At 67.9% G+C, this 25,772-nt stretch carries 20 protein-coding genes and 1 pseudogene; 7 read left to right on the top strand and 14 right to left on the bottom strand.

The features are described from left to right. Positions 1 to 20: 20 nt before the first annotated feature. The 3 genes and pseudogenes from AC4EEO_RS05940 to AC4EEO_RS05930 all read right to left on the bottom strand — a co-directional run bounded on the left by AC4EEO_RS05940 (position 21) and on the right by AC4EEO_RS05930 (position 7,270). A pseudogene (locus AC4EEO_RS05940) lies at positions 21 to 3,519 on the bottom strand (ATP-dependent helicase). 8 nt (positions 3,520 to 3,527) lie between these two features. After that, positions 3,528 to 6,827 (bottom strand): ATP-dependent helicase, encoded by a 3,300-nt coding sequence (locus AC4EEO_RS05935; protein WP_491340400.1) that lies wholly within the window; start codon positions 6,825 to 6,827, stop codon positions 3,528 to 3,530. Positions 6,828 to 6,853: 26 nt separating this feature from the next. Then, entirely contained in the window at positions 6,854 to 7,270 is a 417-nt protein-coding gene (locus AC4EEO_RS05930) for an MGMT family protein (protein ID WP_491340095.1), read from the bottom strand. A gap of 63 nt (positions 7,271 to 7,333) precedes the next feature. Between AC4EEO_RS05930 and AC4EEO_RS05925 the strand changes: the two genes are divergently transcribed. The 4 genes from AC4EEO_RS05925 (at position 7,334) to AC4EEO_RS05910 (ending at position 10,834) form a co-directional block, all read left to right on the top strand. After that, positions 7,334 to 8,044 carry a 3'-5' exonuclease gene (locus AC4EEO_RS05925; protein WP_109863755.1) on the top strand — a complete coding sequence of 237 codons (711 nt, stop codon included), beginning with the start codon at positions 7,334 to 7,336 and terminating at the stop codon, positions 8,042 to 8,044. A 331-nt stretch (positions 8,045 to 8,375) separates the two neighbouring features. Continuing rightward, positions 8,376 to 9,323 (top strand): ABC transporter substrate-binding protein, encoded by a 948-nt coding sequence (locus tag AC4EEO_RS05920; RefSeq protein WP_018760269.1) that lies wholly within the window; start codon positions 8,376 to 8,378, stop codon positions 9,321 to 9,323. A gap of 12 nt (positions 9,324 to 9,335) precedes the next feature. Next, positions 9,336 to 10,100 (top strand): amino acid ABC transporter permease, encoded by a 765-nt coding sequence (locus AC4EEO_RS05915; protein WP_018760270.1) that lies wholly within the window; start codon positions 9,336 to 9,338, stop codon positions 10,098 to 10,100. Further along, the gene (locus AC4EEO_RS05910; protein ID WP_018760271.1) at positions 10,097 to 10,834 is read left to right on the top strand and encodes an amino acid ABC transporter ATP-binding protein; all 738 of its coding nucleotides are present in this window, start codon (positions 10,097 to 10,099) and stop codon (positions 10,832 to 10,834) included. Before AC4EEO_RS05915 ends, AC4EEO_RS05910 begins: the two co-directional genes overlap by 4 nt. Positions 10,835 to 10,945: 111 nt before the next feature. Here AC4EEO_RS05910 and hemL read toward each other — a convergent pair whose 3' ends face one another. From hemL to hemE, 10 genes are all read right to left on the bottom strand, one after another. Continuing rightward, on the bottom strand, positions 10,946 to 12,277 hold the full coding sequence (gene hemL, locus AC4EEO_RS05905; RefSeq protein WP_109863752.1) for a glutamate-1-semialdehyde 2,1-aminomutase: 1,332 nt from the start codon (positions 12,275 to 12,277) through the stop codon (positions 10,946 to 10,948). 33 nt (positions 12,278 to 12,310) lie between these two features. Beyond that, entirely contained in the window at positions 12,311 to 13,387 is a 1,077-nt protein-coding gene (locus AC4EEO_RS05900) for an LLM class flavin-dependent oxidoreductase (RefSeq protein WP_491340094.1), read from the bottom strand. Continuing rightward, positions 13,384 to 14,367 (bottom strand): porphobilinogen synthase, encoded by a 984-nt coding sequence (gene hemB / locus AC4EEO_RS05895; protein ID WP_491340093.1) that lies wholly within the window; start codon positions 14,365 to 14,367, stop codon positions 13,384 to 13,386. The genes AC4EEO_RS05900 and hemB overlap by 4 nt, the downstream gene beginning before the upstream one ends. 60 nt (positions 14,368 to 14,427) lie before the next feature. Next, positions 14,428 to 15,324: a uroporphyrinogen-III synthase gene (locus tag AC4EEO_RS05890; protein ID WP_491340092.1), complete on the bottom strand. Its 897-nt coding sequence runs from the start codon at positions 15,322 to 15,324 to the stop codon at positions 14,428 to 14,430. Positions 15,325 to 15,331: 7 nt separating this feature from the next. Continuing rightward, entirely contained in the window at positions 15,332 to 16,330 is a 999-nt protein-coding gene (gene hemC, locus AC4EEO_RS05885; RefSeq protein WP_109863750.1) for a hydroxymethylbilane synthase, read from the bottom strand. Further along, positions 16,327 to 17,568, bottom strand: a complete 1,242-nt coding sequence (locus tag AC4EEO_RS05880) for a ferrochelatase (protein WP_109863749.1) — start codon at positions 17,566 to 17,568, stop codon at positions 16,327 to 16,329. The genes hemC and AC4EEO_RS05880 overlap by 4 nt, the downstream gene beginning before the upstream one ends. Then, positions 17,565 to 18,266, bottom strand: a complete 702-nt coding sequence (gene hemQ, locus AC4EEO_RS05875; protein ID WP_491340091.1) for a hydrogen peroxide-dependent heme synthase — start codon at positions 18,264 to 18,266, stop codon at positions 17,565 to 17,567. The genes AC4EEO_RS05880 and hemQ overlap by 4 nt, the downstream gene beginning before the upstream one ends. A gap of 111 nt (positions 18,267 to 18,377) precedes the next feature. Then, positions 18,378 to 19,181: a hypothetical protein gene (locus AC4EEO_RS05870; RefSeq protein ID WP_133247102.1), complete on the bottom strand. Its 804-nt coding sequence runs from the start codon at positions 19,179 to 19,181 to the stop codon at positions 18,378 to 18,380. A 138-nt stretch (positions 19,182 to 19,319) separates the two neighbouring features. After that, on the bottom strand, positions 19,320 to 20,768 hold the full coding sequence (gene hemG, locus AC4EEO_RS05865) for a protoporphyrinogen oxidase (RefSeq protein WP_491340090.1): 1,449 nt from the start codon (positions 20,766 to 20,768) through the stop codon (positions 19,320 to 19,322). Between the two features lie 3 nt (positions 20,769 to 20,771). Continuing rightward, complete coding sequence (gene hemE, locus AC4EEO_RS05860; protein WP_491340089.1) at positions 20,772 to 21,866, bottom strand: uroporphyrinogen decarboxylase; 1,095 nt, start codon at positions 21,864 to 21,866, stop codon at positions 20,772 to 20,774. Positions 21,867 to 22,025: 159 nt separating this feature from the next. On the opposite strand from hemE, the gene AC4EEO_RS05855 reads away from it, so the two are divergent. Further along, positions 22,026 to 23,351, top strand: coding sequence for a glutamyl-tRNA reductase (locus tag AC4EEO_RS05855; protein WP_109863744.1), 1,326 nt, complete (start codon positions 22,026 to 22,028; stop codon positions 23,349 to 23,351). A gap of 184 nt (positions 23,352 to 23,535) precedes the next feature. On the opposite strand, the gene moeB is transcribed toward AC4EEO_RS05855, so the two are convergent. Further along, positions 23,536 to 24,735, bottom strand: a complete 1,200-nt coding sequence (gene moeB / locus AC4EEO_RS05850) for a molybdopterin-synthase adenylyltransferase MoeB (RefSeq protein WP_018760282.1) — start codon at positions 24,733 to 24,735, stop codon at positions 23,536 to 23,538. Positions 24,736 to 24,819: 84 nt separating this feature from the next. On the opposite strand from moeB, the gene AC4EEO_RS05845 reads away from it, so the two are divergent. Next, on the top strand, positions 24,820 to 25,485 hold the full coding sequence (locus tag AC4EEO_RS05845) for a TetR/AcrR family transcriptional regulator (protein WP_018760283.1): 666 nt from the start codon (positions 24,820 to 24,822) through the stop codon (positions 25,483 to 25,485). Between the two features lie 44 nt (positions 25,486 to 25,529). Then, entirely contained in the window at positions 25,530 to 25,754 is a 225-nt protein-coding gene (locus AC4EEO_RS05840) for a DUF3107 domain-containing protein (protein WP_018760284.1), read from the top strand. The last annotated feature ends 18 nt before the right edge of the window (positions 25,755 to 25,772 follow it).

The raw sequence follows: 25,772 nt of genomic DNA, 5'->3' as shown, positions 1-25,772 counted from the left end.
GCGCAAAGTAAACCCGCGCCTCACGTCCGGGCGAGGGCGCGCGACACTATTCCTTCCAGCTCGGCGGCCGACCCGAGGTCGTGCGGCCGCACCACGGCGTTGTCCGCCACATAGAAGAACGCAGCCCGCACGTCTTCCAGCGGAACGCCTTTCAGGCGTGCCCAGGCAAGCCGGTACACGGCAAGCTGGATCGAACGGGTCTTCAGCTGCCCGGCTGACGGGCGGCGGCCGGTCTTCCAGTCCACCAGGTCCCAGCGGCCGTCGGCGTCCTGGAAGACGGCGTCGACCCGTCCCCGGACAACTACGTCACCCACCCTTGTTTCGACCGGCACCTCAACGAAGGCCGGGGACCTGTCGGCCCATGGGGATGCCTTGAACGTGGCCACCATGTCGTCAAGGTCGTACGCAGCATCGATGTGATCGTCCGACCCCGGCGCCTCGCCGAGGTCAAGCATCCCCGCGGTTCCGAAGTACTCCTCCACCCAGGCATGGAAGGCCGTGCCCTTTCGCGCCGACATGCCCGGTTCGCGGGGAACCGGCCTGCGCAGCCGCCCTACCACTGCTTCAGGGTCCTCCCCGAGGTCCACGAGGGTGGAGGCGGAGATGTGGGTAGGCAGGTGAACCTCCTGGCCGCCCGACCTTCTGGCCCTGCGTTCCAGCAACAGCGCAGCTTCCCTCGCCCAGCCGGCGGCCGCTCCCGTGAGCAGCGGCCCCCCGCCGTTCCGGGGCACGCCCGCTCCGCTGGATTTCCCGGACGCCTCCGGCAGCTCCACGCCGGCCTCCAGCAGGCCCAACACCCGCCCGGCCGCAGCTTCCATGGCTGCCCTGCGGCCACGTGACATGCGGAGCCGCGCACCGGTCCGCGGGTCCGTCGGACCCTCCAGCGGGTCATAGGGCCACACCGCTTCTTCTGTCTCCAGCGTCAGCGGGCTTTCTTCCGGAAGGGCAGCCTCTTCCAAGGACAACCGATGGATCACAGCGGCAGCCTGAAGTTCGTTGCCGGCCGGCTGGGTCAGTGGTGCAAGCTCCGCCAGGAAGGGGGACATCTCGGCCCGGCCGGCGCGAGAACCCACCCAGGCGGCGCTCGATACCCACAGCACATGCTTGGCCCTTGTGTAGGCAACGTAGGCAAGCCGTCGTTCTTCTTCTTCCCCGTGGGCCTGCACCGCCGCCTTGAAATCTTTCTCAGCATCCAGCCACCCCTTTTGGTCCGGTTGTTCCACGTCCCACTGGGGAAGGTCCGCCCGGTCTCCGCGCAAAGGCCAGGGAAGGGCAGCCGACCCGCTGCTCCAGCGGGAATCCCTGTCGCTTGGGAAGGCTCCCGCGTTCAGCCCGGGCACGAAGACAACGTCCCATTCCAGGCCCTTGGACGCATGGACGGTCAACAGCTGGACTGCTTCCCGGTTCACGTCGCTGGCAGGTGCTTCCAGGCCGTTCTCCTCAGCGGACGGCAGCCTCCAGCCATGACAGGAAGGCGAGGATATCCACCCGTTGGGAGGTTCGGAGGAATCCCGCCGCGGCGTCCTGGAAGGCGTCGAGGTTACGCCGCGCCTGATGGATGCTGATCCCGGGCCGTGCCGCCACCTCGATATCCAGGAGCATGGCCCGTTCCACTTCACCCAGGAGGGTGGTGAGGTCATCGCCAAGGTAACCGCGCAATTGGCGCAGTTCCGCCGACAACCGGGCAAGACGCGTGCGGGCCGGCGCACCAAGGGTCCGTCCGTTCGACGACGTCCATCCGTCGCGCGGCAGGAAGTCCAGGGCTTCCACGAGGCTGGCGCCGTCCGTGAGGTCACTTTCCAGGACCGGCCCCTCACCGGCGTCGCTGTCGGTGTCGGGGTCCTCGGGGTCAAAACCGGCGGAGGCTTTGCCCCGGTTTCGCGCCAGTTGGCTGGACCAGTCCCGCAGCGCCATCAGGTCCGCGGGACCTATGCGCCACCGTGCACCGGCCAGGAGCCGCATGAGGGCATCGGAACGGCCCGGGTCCGCAAGGACTCGCAGGGTGGCGACGAGGTCTACGATCTCGGGGGTGTCCAGGAGCCCGCCAAGGCCCACGATTTCGTAGGCGATGCCACGGGCCTCGAATTGCCGGCGGATGGTTTCCATCTGGGCGCGCCTGCGGCACAGCACGGCCAAGGCAGGGGCAACGGCGGTTCCGTCCGCCGTGGCTTCGAAGTCTGTGACCTTGTACCTCAGGACGTCCTCGGCCAGCGCGGCGGCCTCCTCGACGTCGCTGGCGAAGCGTCCCAGCACCACTGCTCCATCGACAGCGTGGGGGCTGGGTTGCAGCGGGGGCACTTCGGCCACGGCCGCCGTCGCTCCTGCCGGCCCGCGCCTGGCGGCCGACAGGCCAAGGGACTGGGACATGACGTTTGCGGCAGCGAGGATGGAGCGGCCGTTCCGCCAGGCTGTGGTCAAGTAAGAGGTTGGGGCGGGCGCCCAGCCCGACCCCGTGCCGGTTTCAGCGGTCCGGACGGGAAATTCACGGACGAAGTGGAACAACTGCCCGGCGGAAGCGCCGCGGAACCCGTAAATCGACTGGTTGGGGTCGCCCACTGCCGTGACCGCATGGCCGCCGCCGAAAAGGCGGGAAAAAAGTACCAGTTGCGCGTACGACGTGTCCTGGAACTCGTCGAGCAGGACAACCTTGTACCGCTGCCGCTCCATCGCGGCCGCCAGGGGAACCTCCTGCGCCACTTTCGCGGCGAGAGCCACGAGGTCCCCGAAATCGAGGGCGCCGCGGGCACGTTTCGCCGCAGCGTAGCGGCCCACCATATCAGCGACGCTCGCCCTGGTCCGCAGCATTCCGGCAAGCTCCGCCGCTGCCTGCGGCGGGTTCTTCTTCTTGTCTGCCAGATACGGCAGGGACTCGAATTCCGAGAGGCGCGCCATCAACCAGGCTTCGACGTCCTCGGGTTCCTGGAGGTGTTCGGCGCACTCCCCCGCCAGTTGGATCACGGCCTTCACCAGGGTGGACTTCGCCGCCCGGAAGTGGGCGTATTCGCCGTCGTAGGCCTCAACCACCTCACTCGCCAACTGCCATGCCTGCGCGCCGCCAAGCAATACCACATCGCGTTCCACACCCAGCCGGAGGCCGTAGTCCGAGACGATGCCGCTGGCGAAGGAATGGTACGTGGACACCTTGGGTTCCAGTGCGTCGCTGCTGAGCAGGCCCTCCGGAAACATCCCGCCGCCGGCGTCCTTTGCGGCAAGCCGCTGCAGGGCCAGCAGCTTCGACCGGATCCGGCTGGCGAGCTCGCCGGCAGCCTTCCGGGTGAACGTCACCCCCAGGACTTCCTCGGGCGTCACCCAGCCGTTGGCCACCAGCCATACCACCCTGTCCGCCATGGTGGCGGTCTTTCCCGAACCCGCCCCCGCGATCACCAGCCGGGGCGACAGGGGGGAAGAGATGATGGCCGACTGCTCCGGCGTCGGGATGTTCTTTTCGCCGAGCAGCACGGACAGCTCTTCGGGACTGAAACGGGATGTGGCGGCCTCCCCTGCAGTCAGGACCTCCATCGGGTGGCTCATTCGGTAACCTGCCTTCCACGGGCACACAGCGGACATACTTCGGGAAGCCGGCAGCCATGGCCGCCGTGGCTGCCCTTGGCCGGATCGTGCCGTGCGACGAATTCGCTGCCACCCATCACGGCGGCCGCATCCTTGACCATGTCCAACGCCCAGTTTTCCTGCGGGTCCAGAGGCTCCTGCTGCTGGATGGACGGGTTCTTGGCCCCGGTGCCGAGCTGCGCCAGGATGGCACCGCCGGACAAGCCGTTCCCCTGCGGGCCGGCCTCGAAACCGCCGGCGACCACCGCTGCCTGGTATGCACCAAGCTGTGGATGGCTGGAGAGCTCACCCTTGCCGGGCTGCCTCTTGCCGGTCTTGAGGTCCACCACCACCAGGCGGCCCTCGCCGTCGACCTCCAGCCGGTCAACCTGCCCGCGGAGCACTGCATCGCGCGGCGCCGCTGCGTCCACCACCACGTCCCCTAGGGCAACATCGAAGTCCTTTTCCACGCCCAGCAGGCTGCGGCCTTCAGCCCTCATGGCCACCACATACTGCGCCAACTTCCGCACCATGGACTCGGCGCGCTGAAAATCCAGCCGCCCTTCCCAGTTATCCTTCATCCCCAGCGCCGGCCAACGGCGCACCAGCTCCGCAACGTACTCGGAGCCGGACGCTTCCGGCATGTCCTGGGCGATCGCGTGCACAAGGGTGCCAAGGCTGCGGGCAAAGTCGGTGGCCGCCTCGCCGCCCGCCGCCTGGACGAACCAGTCCAGGGGCGACTTCTGCACGGTCTCCACCTTGGACGGGGACACGAACACGGTGGACCCCGGCGGCACCACGGCCTCGGCGGAGCTCAGCGGAGCCAGCCCCCACCAGGTGTCCGGGTGGGCACCGGCGACCGCAGGTTCGGCGGCGGCCAGGCGTGCCAGCACTTTGGCCGCCTCCTCCCTGTGCGCGGGATCCGCAGCATCCGATTGGGCATATTGCCGGAGTTCGGCGACCAGGGCACGCAGGGTCATGGGCCGCTCGACCTGGGTGAAAACGCGCCCCTCCTGCCCCGGTTCCAGTGGTGCGACGAAGTCCAGGAAGGATGACGGTTGGTCGTCTTCCGATGAGACGGCGGTGCACACCAGGAGTTCGCGTGCCCGCGATACCGCCGTGGAGAAACTGCGCAGTTCGTCATAGCGGATATCCCTCAACCGGCTCAACGGATCCCGTTGGAGCGCATACTCCGGTCCGTGTTCCACGGCGTCGGCGTACAGGGTGCTGCCGAGCAGTTCGCCGCGGAGCCTGGTATTGGGCCACACACCCTCCTGCAGCCCCGCAATGATGACGACCGGCCATTCGCGGCCCGCGGCGCTGGCCGGCGTCATCAGTTCAACGGCGTCATCCAGCTGGGCGCGGGCAGCGAGGGTGTCCATGGGAAGCTCCTGGTTCAGCAGGTATTCCAGGAACTGCTCAGGGCCCGCGCCGGGCATCTGGTCCACATACCGCTCAGCGGTGTGGAAGAGGGCCATCATCGCGTCGAGGTCGCGGTCCGCCCGGGCCCCGTGCGGACCGCCCGACAAGGCAGTTGACGTCCAAGCGGGGGCGAGGCCGGTGGAGTTCCACAGAGCCCACAACACTGATTCGGCATTGGCGCCGGGCAGGGCGGCTGCCGCGCGGCCGGCCTGGATCATCCTCGCGGTTCGCCGCGCTGCCCGGCCTTCAAGGCCCAAGGCGCCGAGCGCCCCGGGCTCGAGCAGTGCCTCGACCAGGAGGACATCGCTGGCTCGCCCGCCGCCACCGAGGAGTTCCTCCCGGCGGAGCGATTGCCGGAGCCGGCGGAGCTCGATGGATGTGGCCCCTCCGATCCGCGACGTCAGGAGGGCCACGGCGGCTTCCGGCGTCAGGAGGTCCGGATCCAAGGCAATGGCGAAGGCATCCAGGAGCGGCCGGACCGCTACCTCGTCCCGGACCGCGGATTCAGCCACGGGGACCCGGACCGGGATGCCCTGCCCGGAAAGGTACCGCTGCAGCTCGCTGACCTGGCCGCCGTTGCGGACAATCACCGCCATGTCGCCAAGTCCGCGGTTGTGGTTGATGTGCTGGTCAAGGATTCTCTGGGCAACATAGCGCAGTTCATGGACTGGTGTGGGGACCAGGTGGGCCTCGACACGGCCGGCCGGGACGTTGTCTTCGTCGTGCGCCGGGCCATCGTTCCGGGCCGTCCGGCCGATTGGCTCCAGCCGCCGCGCCAACTGGCCGCCGGCACGTTGCGAGATGCGGCCGGCAACACTGAGCCACGACTCGGCGACGGCGGGGGCCAGGCCGTGCGCGTAACGGAGCGGACGTTCCAGGACGGGATCCTGGGCGGCCAGGAGCCGCGGCAGTTCAGCAACGAGGTCCGGCCTGGCGCCACGGAATCCCTGGACTACGGTGTCCGGAGACGACGTCACGTAGCAGTCGCTGCCGGCCCCGATATCGGCCAACAGTTCAAAGATTGCGGGGTTGGCCTCCTGGATATCGTCCACCAGGACCACCTGCAGGCGGTCACGCTCGGCCGCGAGGAAATCGGGGGCGTCCTGGAAGATCTGGCGGGCGGCTGTGATGATACCGGCGGGGTCGAACGCTTCCGGCATTCGCAGGTCCAGGACGTCCCGGTACTCCGCGTAGAGCGCTGCAGCCGCTTTCCAGTCCGGACGACCGCACTGGTCCGCCAACCGGGAGAGGTCCTCGGCCGTGCGGCCGGATTCAATGACGCGGTCAAAGAGTAGCCGCACCTCCTGGCGGAAACCGCGGGTTTCCAGTGCCCGGTCGAGATCGGCCGGCCACGGCAGCTCAAGGCCGGGGATCCTGTGTCCTTCCAGGAGCTCCTTGATAATCAGGTCCTGCTCCGGACCGGACAGGAGCCGGGGTGGCCTCGAGAGCTGGATGACGCCCTCGGCCTTGGCCCGCCGGATGAGGTCGAATGCATAGGACGCCCAGGTCCTGGCGGGAGTGGTGCTGAGGCTACGGTCCAGGCGGGCGGTGAAGCGGTCCCGCAGGAAGTCTGCGGCAAGGCGGGTGGGCGCCAGGATCAGCATGCGTTCCGGATCCACCCCGTCGCGGAAGACGCGCTGGACGGCTGCCTCCACCAGGACGGTGGTCTTTCCCGTGCCCGGTGCACCGGGTACCAGGACTGGCCCTGAACCCTGCGCAACATCCACCGCTGCCTGCTGGTCCGGCGTGAGCTGGATTGCTTCCGCATGCGCCCGGCGGGGCGGGAGCAGCCGAAGAGCAGGGGTACCGGAAAATGCACCCTCGCGGGCCTCCTGCCTTTCCTGCCGCGGGGCCAAGGGGCCGTTCAAGGGGATTGTTACTGTCACAAACTCATTCCATCATCAACCACCGACAATCTCCGGAGCCTGCGCTCCAACTCCCCGGCGGCGGCATCGATCCGCTCAAAATCCTCGTCGGTGGGGGCCCAACGTGCCGCAGCCAAATCCACGCGCCACCGTCCTTCCCCTGTCCGGAGGTACGCCGCATGGTCTCCCTTCAGCGGGGTTCCCTCCTCGAGGTAGCGGTACAAAGCCTCGGCTTCGTGGCCTTCGGGGGCATGCCCGCTCGCTTTCAGGACGCGCCACCAGGGCACACCGCTTCCGAAGTGGCTCATCACCGAGCCCACCTGCCGGGGCCCACCGGACCCCAGGAGCTCGGCGACATCCCCGTACGACACTGCGGATCCCGGCGAAACCAGCCTGACAACGGCGAGGACCGCCTGGACATACTCTTTCCGCATTGATCCAATGTAGCGGCAGTGGCGTTCCACTAAATTGTCGGCGGGTCCCCTTAGCGTTGAACCATGAGCTCCTGGCATACCCTCCCCCGCGCAGCATTTGACCTTGAAACCACCGGCCGTAATTCGCGTGCGGCCAGGATCGTCACGGCGTCGATCACCGTGGTGGACCAAGAAGGCGGGGTCATCAAGGAGCACGAGTGGCTGGCGGACCCGGGTGTGGAGATTCCCACGGAGGCCAGTGATGTCCACGGCATCACCACCGAGCAGGCGAGGCGGGACGGCCGGCCGGCCCATGAGGTGACGCGGGAGGTCGCCGCCGTCCTGCAGGAACTCTTTGACTCGGAAATCCCGGTCATCGCGTTCAATGCCAGCTACGACTTTACGGTCCTCGCTGCGGAGTCGGCGCGGTACGGGGTGCCGCAACTCCACCGCTTCCCCATCCTGGACCCATACATCATGAACAAGCAGGTGGACCGGTACCGCAAGGGCAAGCGGACGCTCACCGCCCTCTGCGAGGAATACGGTGTGAACCTGGACAATGCTCACACCTCCGCCGCCGACGCTCTCGCCACCCTGCGCGTGCTCGATGCGATGGCCGGGAAGTTCCCCAAACTTCAGATGCCGGCGGGCAACCTGCACCAGCTCCAGATCGAATGGGCTACGGCACAGGCCGCGGACTTCCAGAACTACCTCCGCAAGACCAAGCCTGCGGCCGTGATCGAGGGAGACTGGCCTGTCCTGCCGCCACAGGATGCTACGGCCGGAGGCTTCTAGGCCGCTCCTGCCGCCTGCCGGATTGGGAGGCATGTCACAGTCACGTTGCTTAATGAAAGTTCCCCCTCAGGTCGGCTGATCCTTCGTTCGCGTGGCCGCCTGGCGCTTTGATCACTCCATGAATCCTTCCACGGCTGATCATTATTCGGCCAAAAAGTCATGGAGCAGCACTTTCTTCATCTCACTGCCCCTAATCGCGCTGGTGAGACAATAAAGTTTTGCGGTCACCGCCTGCCCAGCCCGGCTGGACCAGCGCCGGGAGCAGGTACCAGGCGCCATAGCGCAGCCCTGCGGCCCGGTCGACTTAGGACTCAATGAAAGTGACAACCTGATGAAAATCAAAGCGATGAAGTGGCTCACAACCGCTCCTGTTGCCCTCGCCCTTGCGGTTTCGCTCGCGGCGTGCGGTGGCTCCTCCCAGCCGAGCGGCACCCCCACCGACGCCCTGAAGGGCAGCGACCAGCAGACGCTGGACAAGTACACCACCGCGGACGTCACGCCGATCGACAAGATCGACAAGACCAAGCTCGGCCTCATCACCGAGGGCACCCTGCGCGTCGGCACCCTCTCCGATGCCCCGCCGAACATCTTCATTGACCCTTCCGGCAAGTTCACCGGCTACGACAACGAACTCCTGCGCGCCATCGGTGACAAGCTGGGCCTGAAGGTGGAGTTCGCCTCCACCGATTTCTCGGCCCTGTTGTCCCAGGTGGCCAACAAGCAGTTCGACGTCGGATCCTCCTCGATTTCCACCACGGACAAGCGCCGTGAGACGGTCGGTTTCACCAACGGCTACGACTTCGGCTACATGGCTGTCGTGACCAAGAACGACTCCACGGTCAAGGGCTTCGCCGACCTCAAGGACGGCGTGCGCATCGGCGTGGTCCAGGGCACTGTGCAGGACGACTACGTCACGAACACCCTGGGTCTCGAGCCGGTCCGGTTCCCGGACTACAACACTGTCTACGCCAATGTGAAGTCCGGCCAGGTCGACGCCTGGGTGGCACCCTCGCAGCAGGCCACCGGGCAGGTCAAGGACGGCGACAACACCAAGATTGCCGAGAAGGTGGTCAACACCCAGAACTTCACCGCGTACGCAGTGAACAAGGACAACAAGCCACTGATTGACGCCCTCAACGCGGGACTCGACGCCGTTATCGCTGACGGCACGTGGACCAAGCTCACGGCCCAGTGGTACACGGACCGTCCCACGGCCGCCGAGCAGACCCCGCAAGGCTGGAAGCCGGGCAGCAAAGCCGTCCAGGTTCCCGCGAAGTAACCCGGGCGTTCCATGGATATCCTCAAACTACTCTCCGATACCTTCCTTGACTGGAATGCCATCGGCGCCGTCCTGCCCAAAATGTTCGCCGTCGGGCTTCCGAATACGCTCGTTTTGGCCGTCTCCTCCGGCGTCATCGGAACAGTGCTTGGCATGCTGCTTGCCCTGATGGGGATCTCCCGGAACGCCGGGGCCCGCTGGGTCGCGCGTATCTACACGGACGTGCTCCGCGGGCTGCCGCCCATCCTCACCATCCTGGTGATCGGGCTGGGCTTCGGGCCGATCGTCCGGCAGTGGACCGGGTCCACCAGCCCCTACCCGATGGCAATCGCCGCGCTGTCCCTGATGTCGGCCGCCTACATCGGCGAGATCTTCCGCTCCGGCATCCAGAGCGTGGACAAGGGACAGCTCGAAGCCACCCGTGCCCTGGGGTTCGGCTACGGCCCGGCCATGCGCCTGGTGGTCGTGCCCCAGGGTGTCCGGCGGGTGCTTCCGGCCCTGGTCAACCAGTTCATCGCGCTGATCAAGGAGTCCTCCCTGGTTTTCATGCTCGGGCTGCTGGCCAGCGAACGGGAAATCTTCCAGATCGGCAAGGACGCGGCGTCCACCAGCGGCAACCTGTCGCCCTACGTCGCTGCGGCTGTCTTTTACCTGGTGCTCACCGTTCCGTTGACGCACTTCGTGAACTGGATCGACAGGCGCCTCCGCACCGGACGGCCGGAAAAGAAAGAACCGGACGAAGCTGCAGCGGTCGTCGGGAAGGGAGCCCAGGCATGAGCGAGTTCACGTCCGGAACATTGAGCGCAAAGAATATCCACCTGTCCTTCGGCAGCAACCACGTGCTGCGGGGCATTGACCTGCACGTTCCGCAGGGCACCACGGCTTCCGTCATTGGCCCTTCGGGGTCGGGCAAGTCCACCCTGTTGCGGGTCATGAACCGGCTGATTGAACCGGACCAGGGGGACATCCTGCTGGACGGGCGTTCGGTCCTGAAGGACAACCCGGATGAACTCCGGCGACGGATCGGGATGGTGTTCCAGCAGTTCAACCTGTTCCCGCACAAGACGGTGGTGGAGAACGTCTCGCTTGCCCTGCGGAAGCTGCGCAAGCTCTCCAAGGAGGAAGCGCGCGCCGAGGCCCTGGAGCAGTTGGACCTTGTCGGGTTGAAGCACAAGGCTGATTCCCGGCCCGCCAACCTGTCCGGCGGGCAGCAGCAGCGCGTCGCCATTGCCCGCGCGCTGGCCATGAAGCCGGAGGTGATGTTCTTTGACGAGGCGACCTCCGCGCTGGACCCTGAGCTGGTCAAGGGCGTGCTGGCCCTGATGGCGGACCTCGCCAAGGGCGGCATGACCATGGTGGTTGTCACCCACGAGATGGGTTTCTCCCGCAACGTGTCCGACGCCGTGACGTTCATGGACGCCGGCGTGGTGGTGGAGTCCGGCCCTCCTGAGCAGGTCTTCACCGAGCCACGGACGGACCGGCTGAAGGGGTTCCTCGCCGACGTCCTGTAGGCAGCCCGGCAGGCACGGACCAAAATCCCCGCCTCCCGGACTTTTCCCCCTTGTACGCAGGGGGGAAAGTCCGGGAGGCGGGGATTGTCCGTTTAACGGCCGACGGCGGTCCTAGGCCTGGGCGGCTGCGGCCGCCTTGGCTGCGGCCGGGAGGGCATCGTAGATCCGGTTCATGGCGTCGTCGTCGTGCGCGGCCGAGAGGAACCATGCCTCGAAGACCGAGGGCGGCAGGTAGACCCCGGATTCCAGCATGGAGTGGAAGAACGGGGCGTAGCGGAACGTTTCCTGCGCCTGGGCGTCGGCATAGTTATGGACACCATGGGCGGAGGTTCCGAAGGCCACCGAGAAGAGGTTCCCGGCGAACTGGATGGAGTGGTCCACCCCGGCCGCATCCAGGGCGGTGGAAACCGCGGACGACAGTTCCAGCGAGCGGACGTCGATGAAGGAGTAGACATCCCGCGTGGCGTGGGTCAGGGTAGCGACGCCGGCGGCCATCGCCACCGGGTTTCCGGACAGCGTACCGGCCTGGTACACGGGGCCGGTGGGCGCGAGGTAGTCCATGACATCGGCACGGCCGCCCAGGGCCGCCGTCGGCATTCCGCCGCCGATGACCTTGCCGAAGGTGAGCAGGTCCGGGGTCCAGGGCTGTTCGGCGTCGGGGGCGCCGCCGGTGAGGCCCCAGTAGCCGGAGTAGCCGGTGCGGAAGCCGGTCAGGACTTCATCGACAATGAGGAGCGCGCCGTGCTCCCGGGTGATCCGGGAAAGGCCCAGGTTGAAGCCCTCGGCGGGTGTGACAACGCCCATGTTGGCCGGCGCGGCCTCGGTGATGACAGCTGCGATGTTCTGTCCGTGCGCGGCGAAGGCTTCCTCGACGGCCTGGAGGTCGTTATAGGGCAGCACCAGGGTTTCGGCTGCGGTGGCTTCCGTGACGCCGGCGGACCCGGGCAGGGCGAGGGTCGCCACGCCGGAGCCGGCGGCGGCCAGCAGTCCGTCAAGGTGGCCGTGGTAGCAGCCGGCGAACTTGATGATCAGGTTGCGGCCGGTGAAGCCGCGGGCCAGCCGGACCGCCGTCATGGTGGCCTCGGTGCCGGTGGACACCATCCGCAGGCGTTCGACGGCGGGCACGCGTTCCTGGACGATGGCCGCCAGGTTTGCCTCATCAGGCGTGGACGCACCGAAGGAAAGGCCTCGGTCGACGGCGGCGTGGACGGCATCCAGCACGGCCGGGTGGGCGTGGCCCAGCAGGGCCGGTCCCCACGAGCAGACGAGGTCCACGTATTCCTTGCCGTCGGCGTCGGTCAGGTAGGGGCCTTTGGCTGAGACCATGAACCGAGGCGTGCCGCCGACGGAGCCGAAGGCGCGGACCGGCGAGTTGACGCCGCCCGGCATCAACTGGCGGGCGCGGTCGAAGAGTGCCTCGTTGCGAGGATTGCTGGAAGTCATGGTTCCTATTCTCTCAGTTAGCCGTAAGCACGGTTAGCCGGCGAGCAGCTCGGCCACCCGGGGCGCCACCGCCGTACCCATCAATTCGATCGAGCGCATCATGGCCGCATGCGGCAAAGGCCCGTTGCTGTATTTCAGGTCGAAGCGGTCCACGCCCAGGTTGCGTTTGAGCCGCACGATCTTTTGGGCCACCGTCTCCGGCGAGCCGACGTAGAGGGCGCCCTCAGCCGAGCAGAGGGCATCGAACTCGCCGCGGCCGGCCGGCCCCCAGCCGCGCTCGGCACCGAGCTTGTTGCGCAGCTTCAACCAGTGTGGGAACAGCTCTTCGCGGGCCTGCTCATCGGTGTCGGCAACATGGCCGGGCGAGTGCGTGGCCATCTGCTGCATCGGGTGGCCGTACTTCGCCATGGCCTCGCGGTAGAGGTCGGCGAGGGGCCGGAAACCGCGCGGCTGGCCGCCGATGATGGCGAAGATGATGGGGTAGCCGTACTGGGCGCACCGGAGGACGGATTCGGGGGTACCGCCCACGCCGATCCAGGTGGGCAGGAGGTGGTGTTCCAGCGGCGGGTAGACGCTCAGGCCGGCGAGGGCCGGGCGGGTGCGGCCTTCCCAGTGCACAGGTTTCTGTTCGCGGACCTTGTCGAACAGCTCGAGTTTCTCTTCGAACAGGACCTCGTAGTCGGCCAGGTCCAGCCCGAACAGCGGGAAGGATTCGATGAAGGATCCGCGCCCCAGCATGACTTCCGCCCGGCCGTTGGAGATTGCGTCCACGGTGGAGAAGCGCTGGAACACCCTGATGGGATCGTCCGAGCTCAGGACGGTCACGGCAGAGCCCAGGCGGATGCGGGTGGTGCGTGCCGCAGCGGCGGCGAGGAAGACTTCAGGTGCGGACACGGCGTAGTCCTTGCGGTGGTGCTCCCCCACACCGAAGGCGTGGAGTCCGACGGCGTCCGCCAGTTCAGCCTGTTCCAGCAGTTGGCGCAGGACCTGGGCATGCGGTTGCGGGCTGCCGTCGGGGGCCTCACCCAGGTCGCCGAAGGTGTTCAGGCCCAGGAGGATGCGGTCGTCCCCCACCGGCGCGGTGGGTCCCGCCGCCTGGGCGGCCGTCACCGGGATTCCTTGAGCCAGCCGGCCAGTTCGGCGGCCCAGTACGTGAGGACCATGTGGGCGCCTGCCCGGCGGATGCCGAGGACGGACTCGGTGATGGCGGCGCGGCGGTCGATCCAGCCGTTGGCGGCTGCGGCCTCGATCATCGCGTACTCGCCGGAGATCTGGTAGGCGGACACGGGCACGGGGCTCATCGCGGCGACGTCGGCCACGATGTCGAGGTAGCTCATGGCCGGTTTGACCATGATGATGTCCGCGCCTTCAGCCAGGTCCAACTCCACTTCGCGGAGGGCTTCGGTGCGGTTGCCTGCATCCATCTGGTAGGTCCGCCGGTCTCCCTTGAGCTGGGAGTCCACGGCTTCCCGGAATGGTCCGTAGAACGCCGACGCGTACTTGGCGGAGTAGGCGATCACCGACGTGTTGAGGTGGCCGGCGTCGTCAAGGGCTGAGCGGATGGCGGCGATCTGGCCGTCCATCATGCCGGAGGGGCCCAGCATGTGGGCGCCGGCCTCAGCTTGCGCCACGGCCATCCGGGCGTAGATTTCCACGGTGCGGTCGTTGTCTACGTACCCGTCGGCGTCGAGCACCCCGCAGTGTCCGTGGTCGGTGAATTCGTCCAGGCAGACGTCGCTCATGATCACCAGGTCGTCGCCCACTTCCGCGCGGACGTCCCGGATGGCCTTGTTCAGCACACCGTCCGGATCCAGGGACGCCGAGCCTTCGGCGTCGCGGGTTTCCGGGATGCCGAAGAGCATGATGCCGCCCAGGCCGAGTTCCACCGCTTCCGCCGCGGCCCGTTTGAGCGTGTGGGTGGTGTGCTGGACCACGCCCGGCATGGACGTGATGGGGTTGGGTTCGGTGAGGCCTTCCCGGATGAAGGCCGGGAGGATGAGTTCGGCGGGCGCGAGCCGGGTTTCGGCGGTCAACCGGCGCATGGCGGGGGTGGTGCGCAGGCGGCGGGGGCGTTGGGTGGGGAAAGTCATGGGTCCTGTCCTTCGCGTGGTTCATCAGGCTTTTGGGGAGCGGGGAGGCGGGCGGGCCGGTCAGGGCGGGTTGAGGGCCTTCGCGACGGCGGCAACCAGCCCGTCAGGGGTGGGCTCTTCCGCCACCGCAGCCACGTCCAGGCCGAGCCCCACGGCCTGCTCCGCCGTCGACCGGCCGATGACGACCAGCCGGCAGCCCGGGCGGCCCGCGAGGGCTGAGAGGCGTCGCACAGCGCTGGGCGAGGCGGCTATCGCCGCATCGATGCGCCCCGCGGCGATCTCCGCCGCGGCGCCTTCCGGGGTGAGGAGGGAGTACGACGGCGGCTGGTGGCGTGCGCCGCCGTCGTCCGCTTGGACGGCGAGCCGGCGCTCTGCTGCCGCCGGGTAGTCCACGGTGCGGTAGGCATTGACCGTCGTGACATCGCCCCCTGCCGCCCGCAGGCCATCGGCCAGTGTGGCAGCGGCGATGTCGGCCTGCGGCAACAGGATCCTGCCGCCTCCCGGCCAGACGCCCAGCAGGCCCGCTGCCGACTGCTCTCCGGCCGGAACAAGGGAAACGGTGAGGCCACCGGATTCCAGGAGCCTGCGCGTCGCCGGACCGATGGCCGCGATGCGCGTGCCTTCAGGGACCAGTCCGGCCAGGCCGAAGCCCCGGTCTGCGGCTTTTTCCAGCAGGACGTGCACGGTGGTCGCGCTGCTGAGCACCAGCCAGTCAAACGCGCCGGCGGCCAGGGCATCGCAGGCGACGTCCACCGCGTGCTGGTCCGGTGCCCGTTCGAAGTCGATCAGCGGCAGCAGAACCGTCTCGGCGCCTGCCCTTTCAAGGGCGTCCACCAGGGCGGCGGCGCGTTCCGGGCTCCGGGTGACCAGCACCCTGGCACCGGCCAGGGGTCCGCCGCCGGACGGTTCACCGCTGCGCGGCGTGTCCGGTCCGGGGCTCGGCGAAGGCTGCGTCATCGCCAGGTCAGGACGCCTGCAGGTCTGCGATGTCGGCGGCTCCGGCGGCGAGGAGGACCTCAGCCAGCTCAATGCCCAGCAACGTGGCGCCGACTTCCGTCAGCCCGTCCGTGGCCCGTTTGTCCCGTACGGTGGCGGTGCCGTCCACGGCGCACACAACTGCTTCGAGGTGGAGCATGCTGCCTTTCCGGTAGGCGTACGCACCGACCGGTGCGGCGCAGCCCGCTTCGAGCCGGGCCAGCAGGGCCCGTTCGGCGGTGACCGCCAGGCGGGTGTCCGGGTCATCCAAGGCTGCAAGCGCCTGGGCCAGCACCTCGCGGGATCCTTCGGTGGCACCCGGTTTCGGCGGGGCATCGGCCGTGCGGCACTCGATGGCCAGTGAGCCCTGCCCGGCGGCGGGGAGCATCACGTCCGTTTCGAGGTATTCGCTGACGCTGTCCAGCCTGCCGATGCGTTCCAGTCCGGCGGCGGCGAGGACCACCGCGTCGAGGTCACAGGATTTTCCGGGCACCACCTGGTCAGTGGAGTTGCCGGGCAGTCCGGGCACGCGGCCCAGCCGGGTGTCCACATTGCCGCGGATATCGATGATCTCCAGGTCGGGCCGGGCAGCACGCAACTGCGCTGCCCGCCGCGGCGAACCGGTGCCCACCTTGGCTTCCGCCGGCAGGTCGGCCAGCTTGAGTCCGTCGCGGGCGCACAGGACGTCCCGCACATCCACCCGCCGGGGCGTCGCGGCCAGGCTCAGCCCCACGGCTGGTCCGGTGGGCAGGTCCTTGAGCGAGTGGACGGCGACGTCGCACTCATCGCGCAGCAGGGCATCACGCAATGCTGCGACGAAGACTCCGGTGCCGCCCATTTGCGACAACGATCCGGTGAGGACGTCGCCGTCGGTCCTGATGTGCACCAGTTCCACCGGGAAACCCCCGACGGCGGCCAGCTGGTCCGCGGTCTGCCGGGTCTGGGTCAGCGCGAGCTTGCTGGCGCGGGTTCCGATCCGGACAGTCACTGCTGTGCCGTTTCCCCGGCCGTCCCCGCGGGATAGGGGTCGTGCCCGGTTCCCACTGTGGTGTCAGCGCCGGAGATGGTGGGCTTTTCGCCACGGAAGTTGGCGCAGCAGCCGGGCCGGCACACGTCGTACCAGGGCCCGAGATCCGTCACGGCCGGGCGGTCGCTGATGTTGTTCGCCACGGTCCGCTCGCAGATGAGGTCCACGAGGCCGTCGACGAACGCGCGGTGCGTGCCGGGAGTGGGGACGCGGGTGGCGGCCAGTCCGAGGTTGGCGCAGGTTTCCATGGCTTCGGTGTCCAGGTCCCAAACGACTTCCATGTGGTCGCTGACGAAGCCCAGCGGCACGATGACGATTCCCTTGACCCCTTGGCCTGCCAGTTCCTCGATGGCGTCATTGATGTCCGGTTCCAGCCACGGAACATGCGGGGCGCCGGAACGGGACTGGTACACCAGGGACCACGGAGCGGCCAGGCCGGACTCCGCCTTGACCCGGTCCATGACCGCGGCGGCGTTGGCCAGGTGCTGGGCCACGTACGCCGAGCCTTCCTCGAACTCGCGCGGCTCGCCCTCGGAACGGCCGGCAGCCTCGGCGTCGCGGGTGGGGATGGAGTGGGTGGCGAACAGGACGTGGACGGGAGCCTCCGGGGTGCCTGCGGCCGCCAGTTTGGCCAGGACGTCCGCCAGGCCTGCGGAGGTTCCCTCGACGAACGGCTCCACGAAACCGGGGTGGTCGAAGTACTGGCGGACCTTGTCCACTTCCAGCCTGCCGTCCAGGCCGGTTTCGGTCAGGGCCATGCCGATGTCCTCGCGGTACTGGCGGCAGCTGGAGTAGCAGGAGTAGGCACTCGTGGTGAGCATCAGCACGCGGCGGTGGCCGGCGTCGTACGCTTCCTGGAGTGTCTGCGGGATGTAGGGCGCCCAGTTGCGGTTGCCCCACAGGACGGGAAGGTCGATCCCCCGGGACGCCAGCTCGGCCTCCAGGGCTGCCTTGAGCTCGCGGTTTTGCTGGTTGATGGGGCTGATGCCGCCGTTGGCCCGGTAATGGTGGGAGACCTCTTCAAGCCGTTCGTCCGGAATTCCGCGGCCGCGGGTGACGTTGCGCAGGAACGGAATGACATCGTCCTGGCCTTCCGGTCCGCCGAACGAGGCGAGCAGGACGGCGTCGTAATTCTTTGGCGCCATGCGTCCGGCTTCCGTGACGGGGTTGACCGCTGCCTGCGGATCCAGCGGGCTCATGCGAGGACCTCGGCAACCTCATCGGCGGTGATCCGGCGGCCGGTGTAGAAGGGCACTTCTTCACGGACGTGGTTGCGTGCCTCGGTGGCGCGCAGGTGGCGCATCAGGTCCACCAGGTCCACGAGTTCGGGCGCTTCCAGTCCAAGGATCCATTCCCAGTCCCCCAGCGCGAACGAGGAAACGGTGTTGGAGATTACCTGGGGGAACTCCCGGCCCAGGAGTCCGTGCTCCCGGAGCATCGCGCCGCGCTCCTCCTCCGGCAGGATGTACCACTCGTAGGAGCGGACGAACGGGTAGACACAGAGCCATTCAGCCGGCGCGACGCCGCGCGAGTAGGCGGGCGTGTGGTTCTTGGCGAATTCGGCCTCGCGGTGGACACCCATGGCGGACCAGACAATCTCGGTCCCGGCAAACAGGGTGCTGCGGCGGATGTCGCGGAGGGCCTGCTGCAGCGCCTCGGGCTTGGGCCCGTGGAGCCACACCATCACGTCGGCGTCGGCACGCATGGCGGAGACGTCGTAGCTGCCCCGGTGCGTCACGCCCGCCTCGGCGAGCCGCTCCAGCAGGGCTTCGAAGTCGGCGGCAGCGTCTGCGCTGCGGACCACCGACGCCGACCGCTTGAAGACCGTCCAGAGGGTGAAGAACTGCTCGGCTGATTCTTCGGTTTTAGTGACAGATTCGGCAGAAGTGTGGCTCATGGTTACCAGTTTGCCCCTTCACCGCCACCAAGTGGAAACCGAACAGTTCTACAACTCGTAGAAGTGATTAATGTCACATTATCCCGCCCCGCGGGTCAGGCTGCACGGCGTTTACAACCGGCGCATGCGCAGGAACACGAGGCCGGCGGCGGTCCCCACGCCGACGAGCCCGACTCCCAGCCACACCATGGCATCGGGGACACCCGGCAGGGCCTCGATGGACGAAACCGGGCGGCCCGGACTTGCCGGGACTCCGGCCGCCTGCGCGGTGCGGGCTGCCGGGGACGGCTGGGCGCCCGGCTGCAGGGCAGTGCTGGACGGCAAGCCAGTCGACGGAGCCCCGCCGGTTTCCGGACCGGCAGCAACCGGCGCCGTACTCTCCTGGCCTGCTGCAGCGTCACCGGCGGCCGTGCCGGGCGTTGCTGCTGCGACGCTGGATCCCGTGCCCGGATCGACAGCTCCGGGCACGGGAGGGACCGCCGCCGGGGCAGGCGCCGGCGCTGATGGGGACACCCCTGCCGCGGAGCCGGACGCCGCGCCGGCACCCGTGGACGCGGCAGGTGCCGGGGCGGTGGCGGGGGCGGGCCTGGCGGACGACGGCGAAGAGGATGGCGAAGGAGTCGACGACGGCGCAGGGGTTGTCGGCATGGGGGTCCGCGCGGCCGGGGACAAAGGAGTCCCGGAGGTGGTCGGGAGCGGAAGATCGGGAAGCAGCGCGGACAGCGGGCCTCCCGCCGAAACGGCGGCGGACGCTGTTGTGCCGGCACTCAGCGACGCTTCCGCCGTGGGATCCTGCGGCGGGACTGCGTCCTCGGCCAAGGACGCCTGGACGCCGGTGGAAAGAACCAGTACCGCTCCGACGGCCGCTGCTGCGGTGCCTCGCCGGAGTCCCCCATGGATACCGGTCCGGGACATTGGAAGCTCGGACCTGTGTTGAACCATAGTCATCGACCCTAACCAGAACGCCGGCCCGATTGAAAACCGGGAACTGCCCGGCCGCAGGTTCTGGACGGGGGCGTCAAGGCGCCCCGACGCACTGACCAGCAGTGATGGTCAGGCGCCGGTCATCCGGCCAATTTGTTCCCGGGTATCGGCAACAACGGCAGCCAGGCCGTTCCCGGCCATCCAGCCGCCGACGACGGCCAGGCCGCCGGCAGCCGTGCACGCCTCCCGGATGGCTGCCGCCCGCGCCCGGTGTCCCACCGCGGCGAAGGGGAGGGACCCGCGCCACCGCACTACGTCCCAGTCCCGGATGTCGCCGGCCGCGACGGGAACGCCCAGCAGTGCTGATGCGTCGCGAAGCGACGCCGCGAAGAGCTCCTCATCGGAGTCCGGGCCGTCCGGCTGGGCGGAGGCGCCGTCCACCCGGCCGTAAGACAGCCGCAGCACGTGGCGGCCGGGGCCTGCAGCGGCGGCGAGCCAGTCCCATTTGCCGGTGGCATGGGTGAGTGCCTTCGCCTCGACGCCTGGGGTTTGCGGGGCCACCAGGATCCCGGTTCCGCGTGGCCGCCGGTCCAGGTCCGGCTGGTCCAGCACCAGGGTGACAAGTTTGACGTCAGGCCCGGAGGCCGGCTGCTTCCCTGCGATCGCAGGGACCGCAGCTTCCAGGAGCCCGACGGCGGCCGGACCGTCGACTGCCATGACCAGCAGGTCGCCGGTGAACGGCGCGCCGGCGGCGTCCACCCGCCACCCTGTAATGGTGCGGCTGACGGCCGTCGCCGCCGTGCCCGCCAGCAGGGTCACCCCCCGCGACCGCAGATCGGCCACCAGGGCATCCACCAGCGTGTGCATGCCACCGTCAAGACCGGCGACGGCGGACCCGGCCTTGACGGGACGGCCCGGATCGGTGGCTCCCGCACCGATTGCGCGTCGACGCTGCGCAGACACCGCGGCAGCGAGGGAACCGTGTTTCCGCAGCCCGGTTCGAAGGCCCGGCGCCACCATGTCGACGTCGAGCAGCCCGGGATCCGCGGAGTGGACACCGCCCACGACGGGGGAAACCAGCCGGTCCAGCACCCGCGCGCCCATCCGTGCCCGGACGAGGGCGGCAACGCTGGTTACGCCGGTACCGGCACCCACCGAGGCAGGCAGGAGCCGGTCCAGCGAGGCACGCAGCGAGCCCATGATGCCCAGGGTCCGCCGGACCTCCGGGTCCCAGGGGTTGGCCGGAATGCCCAGCACGCCGGTCTTGGGCAGTTCGCGGGGCCCGTCGGGAAGCTGGACCCAGGCACCGCCCGGGCGTGGGGAAACGATCCTTCCGCCCAGTCCCAGTTCGGTGGCAAGGCGGGCTACGGCGTCGGACCTTGTGGCGAAGGATTCCGCACCGCTGTCCAGCGTGAGGCCGGACACGGTGTGGCTGCCAACGCAGCCTCCCCAAGCGTCACCGGCCTCGAGCACGGTGACGTCAAGGCCGGCTGTGGTGAGCTCCCGGGCGGACAGGAGCCCGGAAATCCCGCCGCCCACCACCAGCGCCGTGCCGGGCTTCGCCGGAGAACTGCCCACGGGTTACGCCGGCGGGATGGAGTGGATGAGCTCCACCACCCGGGTCAGGACGGCCGGATCCGTTTCGGGCGGCACGCCGTGCCCCAGGTTCAGGACATGGCCGGGGGCGGCGGAACCGGCCGCGATGACCTCCCGGACGTGGGCTTCGAGGATGTTCCAAGGAGCTGGGAGCAGCGCGGGGTCGATGTTGCCCTGCATCGGAACCGTTCCGCCCAGCCGGCGGTTCGCCTCATCAAGGGGGAGCCGGTAGTCCACCCCCACCACGTCCACGCCAACGTCACGCATGGCCACCAGGAGTTCGGAGGTTCCGGTGCCGAAGTGGATGAGCGGAGCACCGAGGTGGCGGACGTGGTCAAGGGCCCGGGCCGAGGCCGGTGCGACATAGCGGGTGTAGTCGGCCAGGCCCAGCGAGCCGGCCCATGAGTCGAAGAGCTGGGCCGCCGAGGCACCCGCCTCCAGCTGCGCCTGGAGGAACATGCCGGAGGCGTCTGCGGCCCAATTTGCCAGGGCGTGCCAGGTTTCGGGGTCGGCGTGCATCATGGTGCGCGGGCCAAGGTGGTCGCGCGACGGCTTTCCTTCGACCATGTACGCGGCCAGCGTGAAGGGGGCGCCGGCGAAACCGATGAGCGGCGTCTTGCCCAGTTCAGCCACCGTCAGGCGGACGGCCTCGCGGATGGGCTCAAGCGCTTCCCAGGTCAGCTGCGGGAGGGCGGCAACGTCGGCGGCCGTGCGCACGGGCTTGTCCAGGACGGGCCCCACCCCCGGCACGATGTCGACGCCGACGCCGGCCAGCTTCAGCGGAATCACGATGTCGGAGAAGAAGATGCCGGCGTCGACGTCGTGGCGTCGTACGGGCTGCAGCGTGATCTCCGAGGCCAGTTCGGGCCGGAGGCAGGAGTCCAGCATGGCGATGCCCTCCCGGACCTTGAGGTACTCCGGCAGCGACCGGCCCGCCTGCCGCATGAACCAGACGGGACGGCGGGAGGGTTTGCCTCCGCGGTAGGCCGTGATCAGCGGTGAGTCCGCTGTGCGGCCGTCCATCAGTGGATGGTCTGCGGCGAGGGCGCCGGCAGCGGAGACGGCAGGGCTAGGAGTCATGCTTTTGATTGTGCCCAAAAAGAGCCGCAAAAGATAACGACAACCTGTCGCCGTGCGGCCCTCGCGACGGGAAGGTGTCCGGGATCACCGCAGGGTGTGGCGACTATCCTTTCCGGCGGTTGTTCTACCGGGCAACGAAAAAGCTATGATTGGTCTGCTGTGGTTCTTTTCTCATTGGTGGCTACACACGCCGACATCGATCTTGAAACCGTCGCTCAGCTGAGCAACGGTTCCTCAGGGATTGCCGCGTCCACCCTCATCGAATCCCCCGCCGTGGCCGGCGCCGTGGTCCTGGCCACCTGCAACCGCTTCGAGATCTACGGTGAAGCCCCCAACGCTGCCGACGTCGAGGCTGCCCGCGCCGCCCTCGTCGCCCGCATCAGCGAGGCCAGCGGCTTGGCTGAACCCTTGGTCTCGCGTTCGTTCAATACCCGTACCGGGCCCGAGGTGACCCAGCACCTGTTCGCCGTGAGCGCCGGGCTTGACTCCGCCGTCGTCGGTGAGCGCGAAATTGCCGGGCAGGTACGGCGGGCACTGATTACCGCACAGCACGACGGCACCGCCAGCGCCGGACTGGTCCGGCTCTTCCAGGCCGCGTCCAAGACCGCCAAGGACGTCGGCGCCCAGACTGCCCTGGGTTCCCGCGGCCTCTCCATTGTCTCGGTGGCCCTGGATCTTGCCACCGACCTTTCCGAAAGCCCCGACTGGTCTGCAAAGAAGGTAGTGCTTTTCGGAACCGGCGCCTACGCAGGCGCCACCATGGCCCTCCTCCGCGAACGCGGCTGCACGGACATCAGTGTCTACTCGTCTTCAGGGCGGGCCGAAGGATTCGTGGCAACACGCGGCGGCACGGCGCTGGACGCCGAGTCCCTGCGACCGGCGGTTGCTGCGGCTGACGTCATGATTGGCTGCAGCGGTTCGGACACCCGGGTGGAAGCCGATGAACTGGCCGAGGTCCGTGCGGATTCCACGCAGCCGTTGATCGCCATCGACCTTGCCCTCACCCACGATTTCGACCCCGCCGTCGGCGAACTGGACGGCGTCGAGCTGCTCACCCTGGAATCGGTGCGCCTCGCTGCCCCACAGGAGCAGGCCGAATCGCTGACGCACGCAAGCGGCATCGTCAACGGCGCCGCCAGGGCGTTCGAACAGGAACGCGAAGCCCGCTCGGTGGACTCCGCCATCGTTGCCCTGCGCCGCCACACCATGAACGTGCTGGACGCGGAGATGGAAAAGGTCCGGGCCCGCCACGGCTGCACCGCCGCCGCGGAAGAAGTCGAATTCGCGCTCCGACGGATGGTCAAGCAGCTGCTGCACGTTCCCACCGTACGCGCCCGCGAACTTGCCGCCAACGGGCAGCAGGATGACTACGTGGCCGCTTTGGAAGCCCTCTACGGCATCACCGTCGAGCAGCCCGGAGCCGCTCCGGCCGCAACCGCGGAGGCCGAATGCCCGGTGGACCACACAGGCCGCGAAACCGCCTGACGTCCCGGCAGCAACGCCCGCTCACTTCCTGCCCCAATTGAGCCAACGCCCGCTCACTTCCTACCCCCCATTGAGCCAACGCCCGCTCACTTCCTTCAAGAAAGTGAGCGGGCGTTGATTTGGAAGCTGTCGAAAGTGAGCGGGCGTTGGGGAAATTGGTGTCGAAGGTGAGCGGGCGTTTCCGTCAGTAGACGGGCTTGTCAGGCTCCACCTCGCGCACCCAGGCCAGGATCCCGCCGTCGAGGTGGCTGACCCGCTGGTAGCCTGCCTGGCGGGCCGCCGCGAGGACGTTCGCCGAGCGCGTCCCGGCCTTGCAATGGAACACGATGTCCCGGTCCTGCGGGAGTTCGCCCCACGCCTCGCCCGCCAGGATCCGTCCCTGCGGGATGAGCTTGGCTCCGTCGATCCGGACGATGTCGTACTCGCCGGCCTCCCGGACGTCCACCAGTTCGAAGTCCTTGAGCCCGGCTTTCCGCGATGCCAGCATGGTGGCCAGCTGGGTGGCGGTGATGGTGTGTTCCGTGTCCGTGGTGGACGCCGGGGCAATCCCGCAAAACGCCTCATAGTCCGTGAGTTCAGTGATGGGCTCCGCCGCCGGGTCCTTGGCGACCCGGATCTCCCGCCAGCTGCCGCCCAGGGCATCGAACAGCGCCACGCGGCCCAGCAGGGAGCGCCCGACGCCGGTAATCAGCTTCACCGCTTCGGTGACCATCAGCGAGCCCACGGCGGCGCACAACATACCGAAGACGCCGCCCTCGCCGCAGGAAGGCACGGAACCGGCGGGAGGGGCCTCGGGGTAGAGGTCCCGGTACGTGGGGCCGTGCTTCTCCCAGAAGACACTCACTTGTCCGTCGAAGCGGAAGATGGAGCCCCACACATAAGGCTTGCCCAGGATCGCGGCGGCATCGTTCACCAGATACCTGGTGGCGAAGTTGTCAGCGCCGTCCAGGATCAGGTCGTACTCTGCGAACAGTTCAAGCGCATTGCCCGAATCCAGGCGCACGTTGTGGAGCCGGACATCCACCAGCGGGTTCAGGGCGGCGATGGCATCGCGGGCCGACTCGATCTTGGGCCGTCCCACATCCTGCACGCCATGGATGACCTGGCGCTGCAGGTTGCTCAGGTCCACCACGTCGTCGTCGATGATGCCCAGCGTCCCCACCCCTGCCGCGGCGAGGTACAGCAGTGCTGGTGAACCGAGGCCGCCGGCTCCGATGACCAGCACTTTGGCGTTCTTGAGCCGCCGCTGCCCCAGCGCGCCGATCTCGGGAATGATCAGGTGCCGGGAGTAGCGTTCCACCTCGGCAGACGTCAGGGCAGCTGCCGGTTCCACCAGCGGATCCAGCGAATGGGTTGAAACATTTGCGGTGAACGTCGAAGCCATACTTCAATGTATGCCCCGGGATACCGCCGGGTCATATTACCCCGCAGTAAAGTGAATGTAACTGCAATGGAAAGAAGGACAACTGTGGTCCCTGAAGCACGGGCTGACCGCCCGCCCGCGGCCGAACCGCAAACTCCCTCCCGCCCCGCAGGCCAACGGTCCGCCCGGCTGCCCCGGGACGAACGCCGCGCGCAGTTGCTTGCCGCCGCCCAGGAAGTTTTCGTTGCGAACGGCTACCACGGGGCCGCGATGGACGAAATTGCAGAGACTGCCCACGTGAGCAAGCCTGTCCTGTACCAGCACTTCCCGTCCAAGCGTGAGCTGTACCTGGCCCTGCTGGAAAGCCACCTGACGTCACTGACCGAGCTGATGCTGGGGGCGTTGAACTCCACCACGGACAACGACGAGCGCGTTCAGGCCGTCATGCGCGCCTACTTCCACTTCATCGCCAACGACGACCAGGCACACCGCCTGGTGTTCGAATCGGACCTGATCAACGATCCCGATGTCAGCTCCAGGCTGGAGACCTTTAATCGGACCTTCGCAGACGCCATCGCCCGGGTCATTGCCGAGGACACCAAGCTCCCCCACCTGGAGGCGGAGCTCCTGGGCCGGGGCCTTGCCGGGATGGCGCAGGTCAGCGCCCGGTATTGGCTGGAAACGGACGGCAACCTGGACCTCAACGTGGCCAGCGACCTCATCTACCGTTTAGCTTGGCGCGGAATCTCTCGCTTCCCCAAAGAGTCCTAGACTACAAATAAGACATCATCGACGAACCAGGCTGGGAGGCCCCCTTGGAAATTAAGATCGGCGTTCAAAACGTTGGCCGCGAAATCGTGCTCGAATCAGACCAGGATGCTGAGACGGTGGCCAAGACTGTTGGTGAAGCCATCAATGACGGCACCCAGTTGCGCCTGAAGGATGACAAGGGACGCCTGATCATTGTGCCCGGCAACGCACTTGCCTATGTGGAAATTGGCGCTGAAGAGGTCCGCCGCGTAGGTTTCGGCCAGTTCTAGGCTGACCGCACGTTCCAA

This window comes from Pseudarthrobacter sp. MOO13 (assembly GCF_058267655.1).
Note: the sequence above shows the minus strand (reverse complement) of the source record. Positions and strands in the feature narration are given on the sequence as shown.

Bases quoted from the DNA above. Each gene is read 5' to 3' on its own strand.
- AC4EEO_RS05880 (WP_109863749.1), bottom strand. From the start codon at position 17,568: ATGAGCCCGCTGGATCCGCAGGCAGCGGTCAACCCCGTCACGGAAGCC.
- AC4EEO_RS05890 (WP_491340092.1), bottom strand. From the start codon at position 15,324: ATGACGCAGCCTTCGCCGAGCCCCGGACCGGACACGCCGCGCAGCGGT.
- hemQ (WP_491340091.1), bottom strand. From the start codon at position 18,266: ATGAGCCACACTTCTGCCGAATCTGTCACTAAAACCGAAGAATCAGCC.
- AC4EEO_RS05920 (WP_018760269.1), top strand. From the start codon at position 8,376: ATGAAAATCAAAGCGATGAAGTGGCTCACAACCGCTCCTGTTGCCCTC.
- AC4EEO_RS05930 (WP_491340095.1), bottom strand. From the start codon at position 7,270: ATGCGGAAAGAGTATGTCCAGGCGGTCCTCGCCGTTGTCAGGCTGGTT.
- AC4EEO_RS05915 (WP_018760270.1), top strand. From the start codon at position 9,336: ATGGATATCCTCAAACTACTCTCCGATACCTTCCTTGACTGGAATGCC.
- AC4EEO_RS05910 (WP_018760271.1), top strand. From the start codon at position 10,097: ATGAGCGAGTTCACGTCCGGAACATTGAGCGCAAAGAATATCCACCTG.
- moeB (WP_018760282.1), bottom strand. From the start codon at position 24,735: ATGGCTTCGACGTTCACCGCAAATGTTTCAACCCATTCGCTGGATCCG.
- hemE (WP_491340089.1), bottom strand. From the start codon at position 21,866: ATGACTCCTAGCCCTGCCGTCTCCGCTGCCGGCGCCCTCGCCGCAGAC.
- AC4EEO_RS05925 (WP_109863755.1), top strand. From the start codon at position 7,334: ATGAGCTCCTGGCATACCCTCCCCCGCGCAGCATTTGACCTTGAAACC.
- hemB (WP_491340093.1), bottom strand. From the start codon at position 14,367: ATGACTTTCCCCACCCAACGCCCCCGCCGCCTGCGCACCACCCCCGCC.
- hemL (WP_109863752.1), bottom strand. From the start codon at position 12,277: ATGACTTCCAGCAATCCTCGCAACGAGGCACTCTTCGACCGCGCCCGC.
- AC4EEO_RS05870 (WP_133247102.1), bottom strand. From the start codon at position 19,181: ATGTCCCGGACCGGTATCCATGGGGGACTCCGGCGAGGCACCGCAGCA.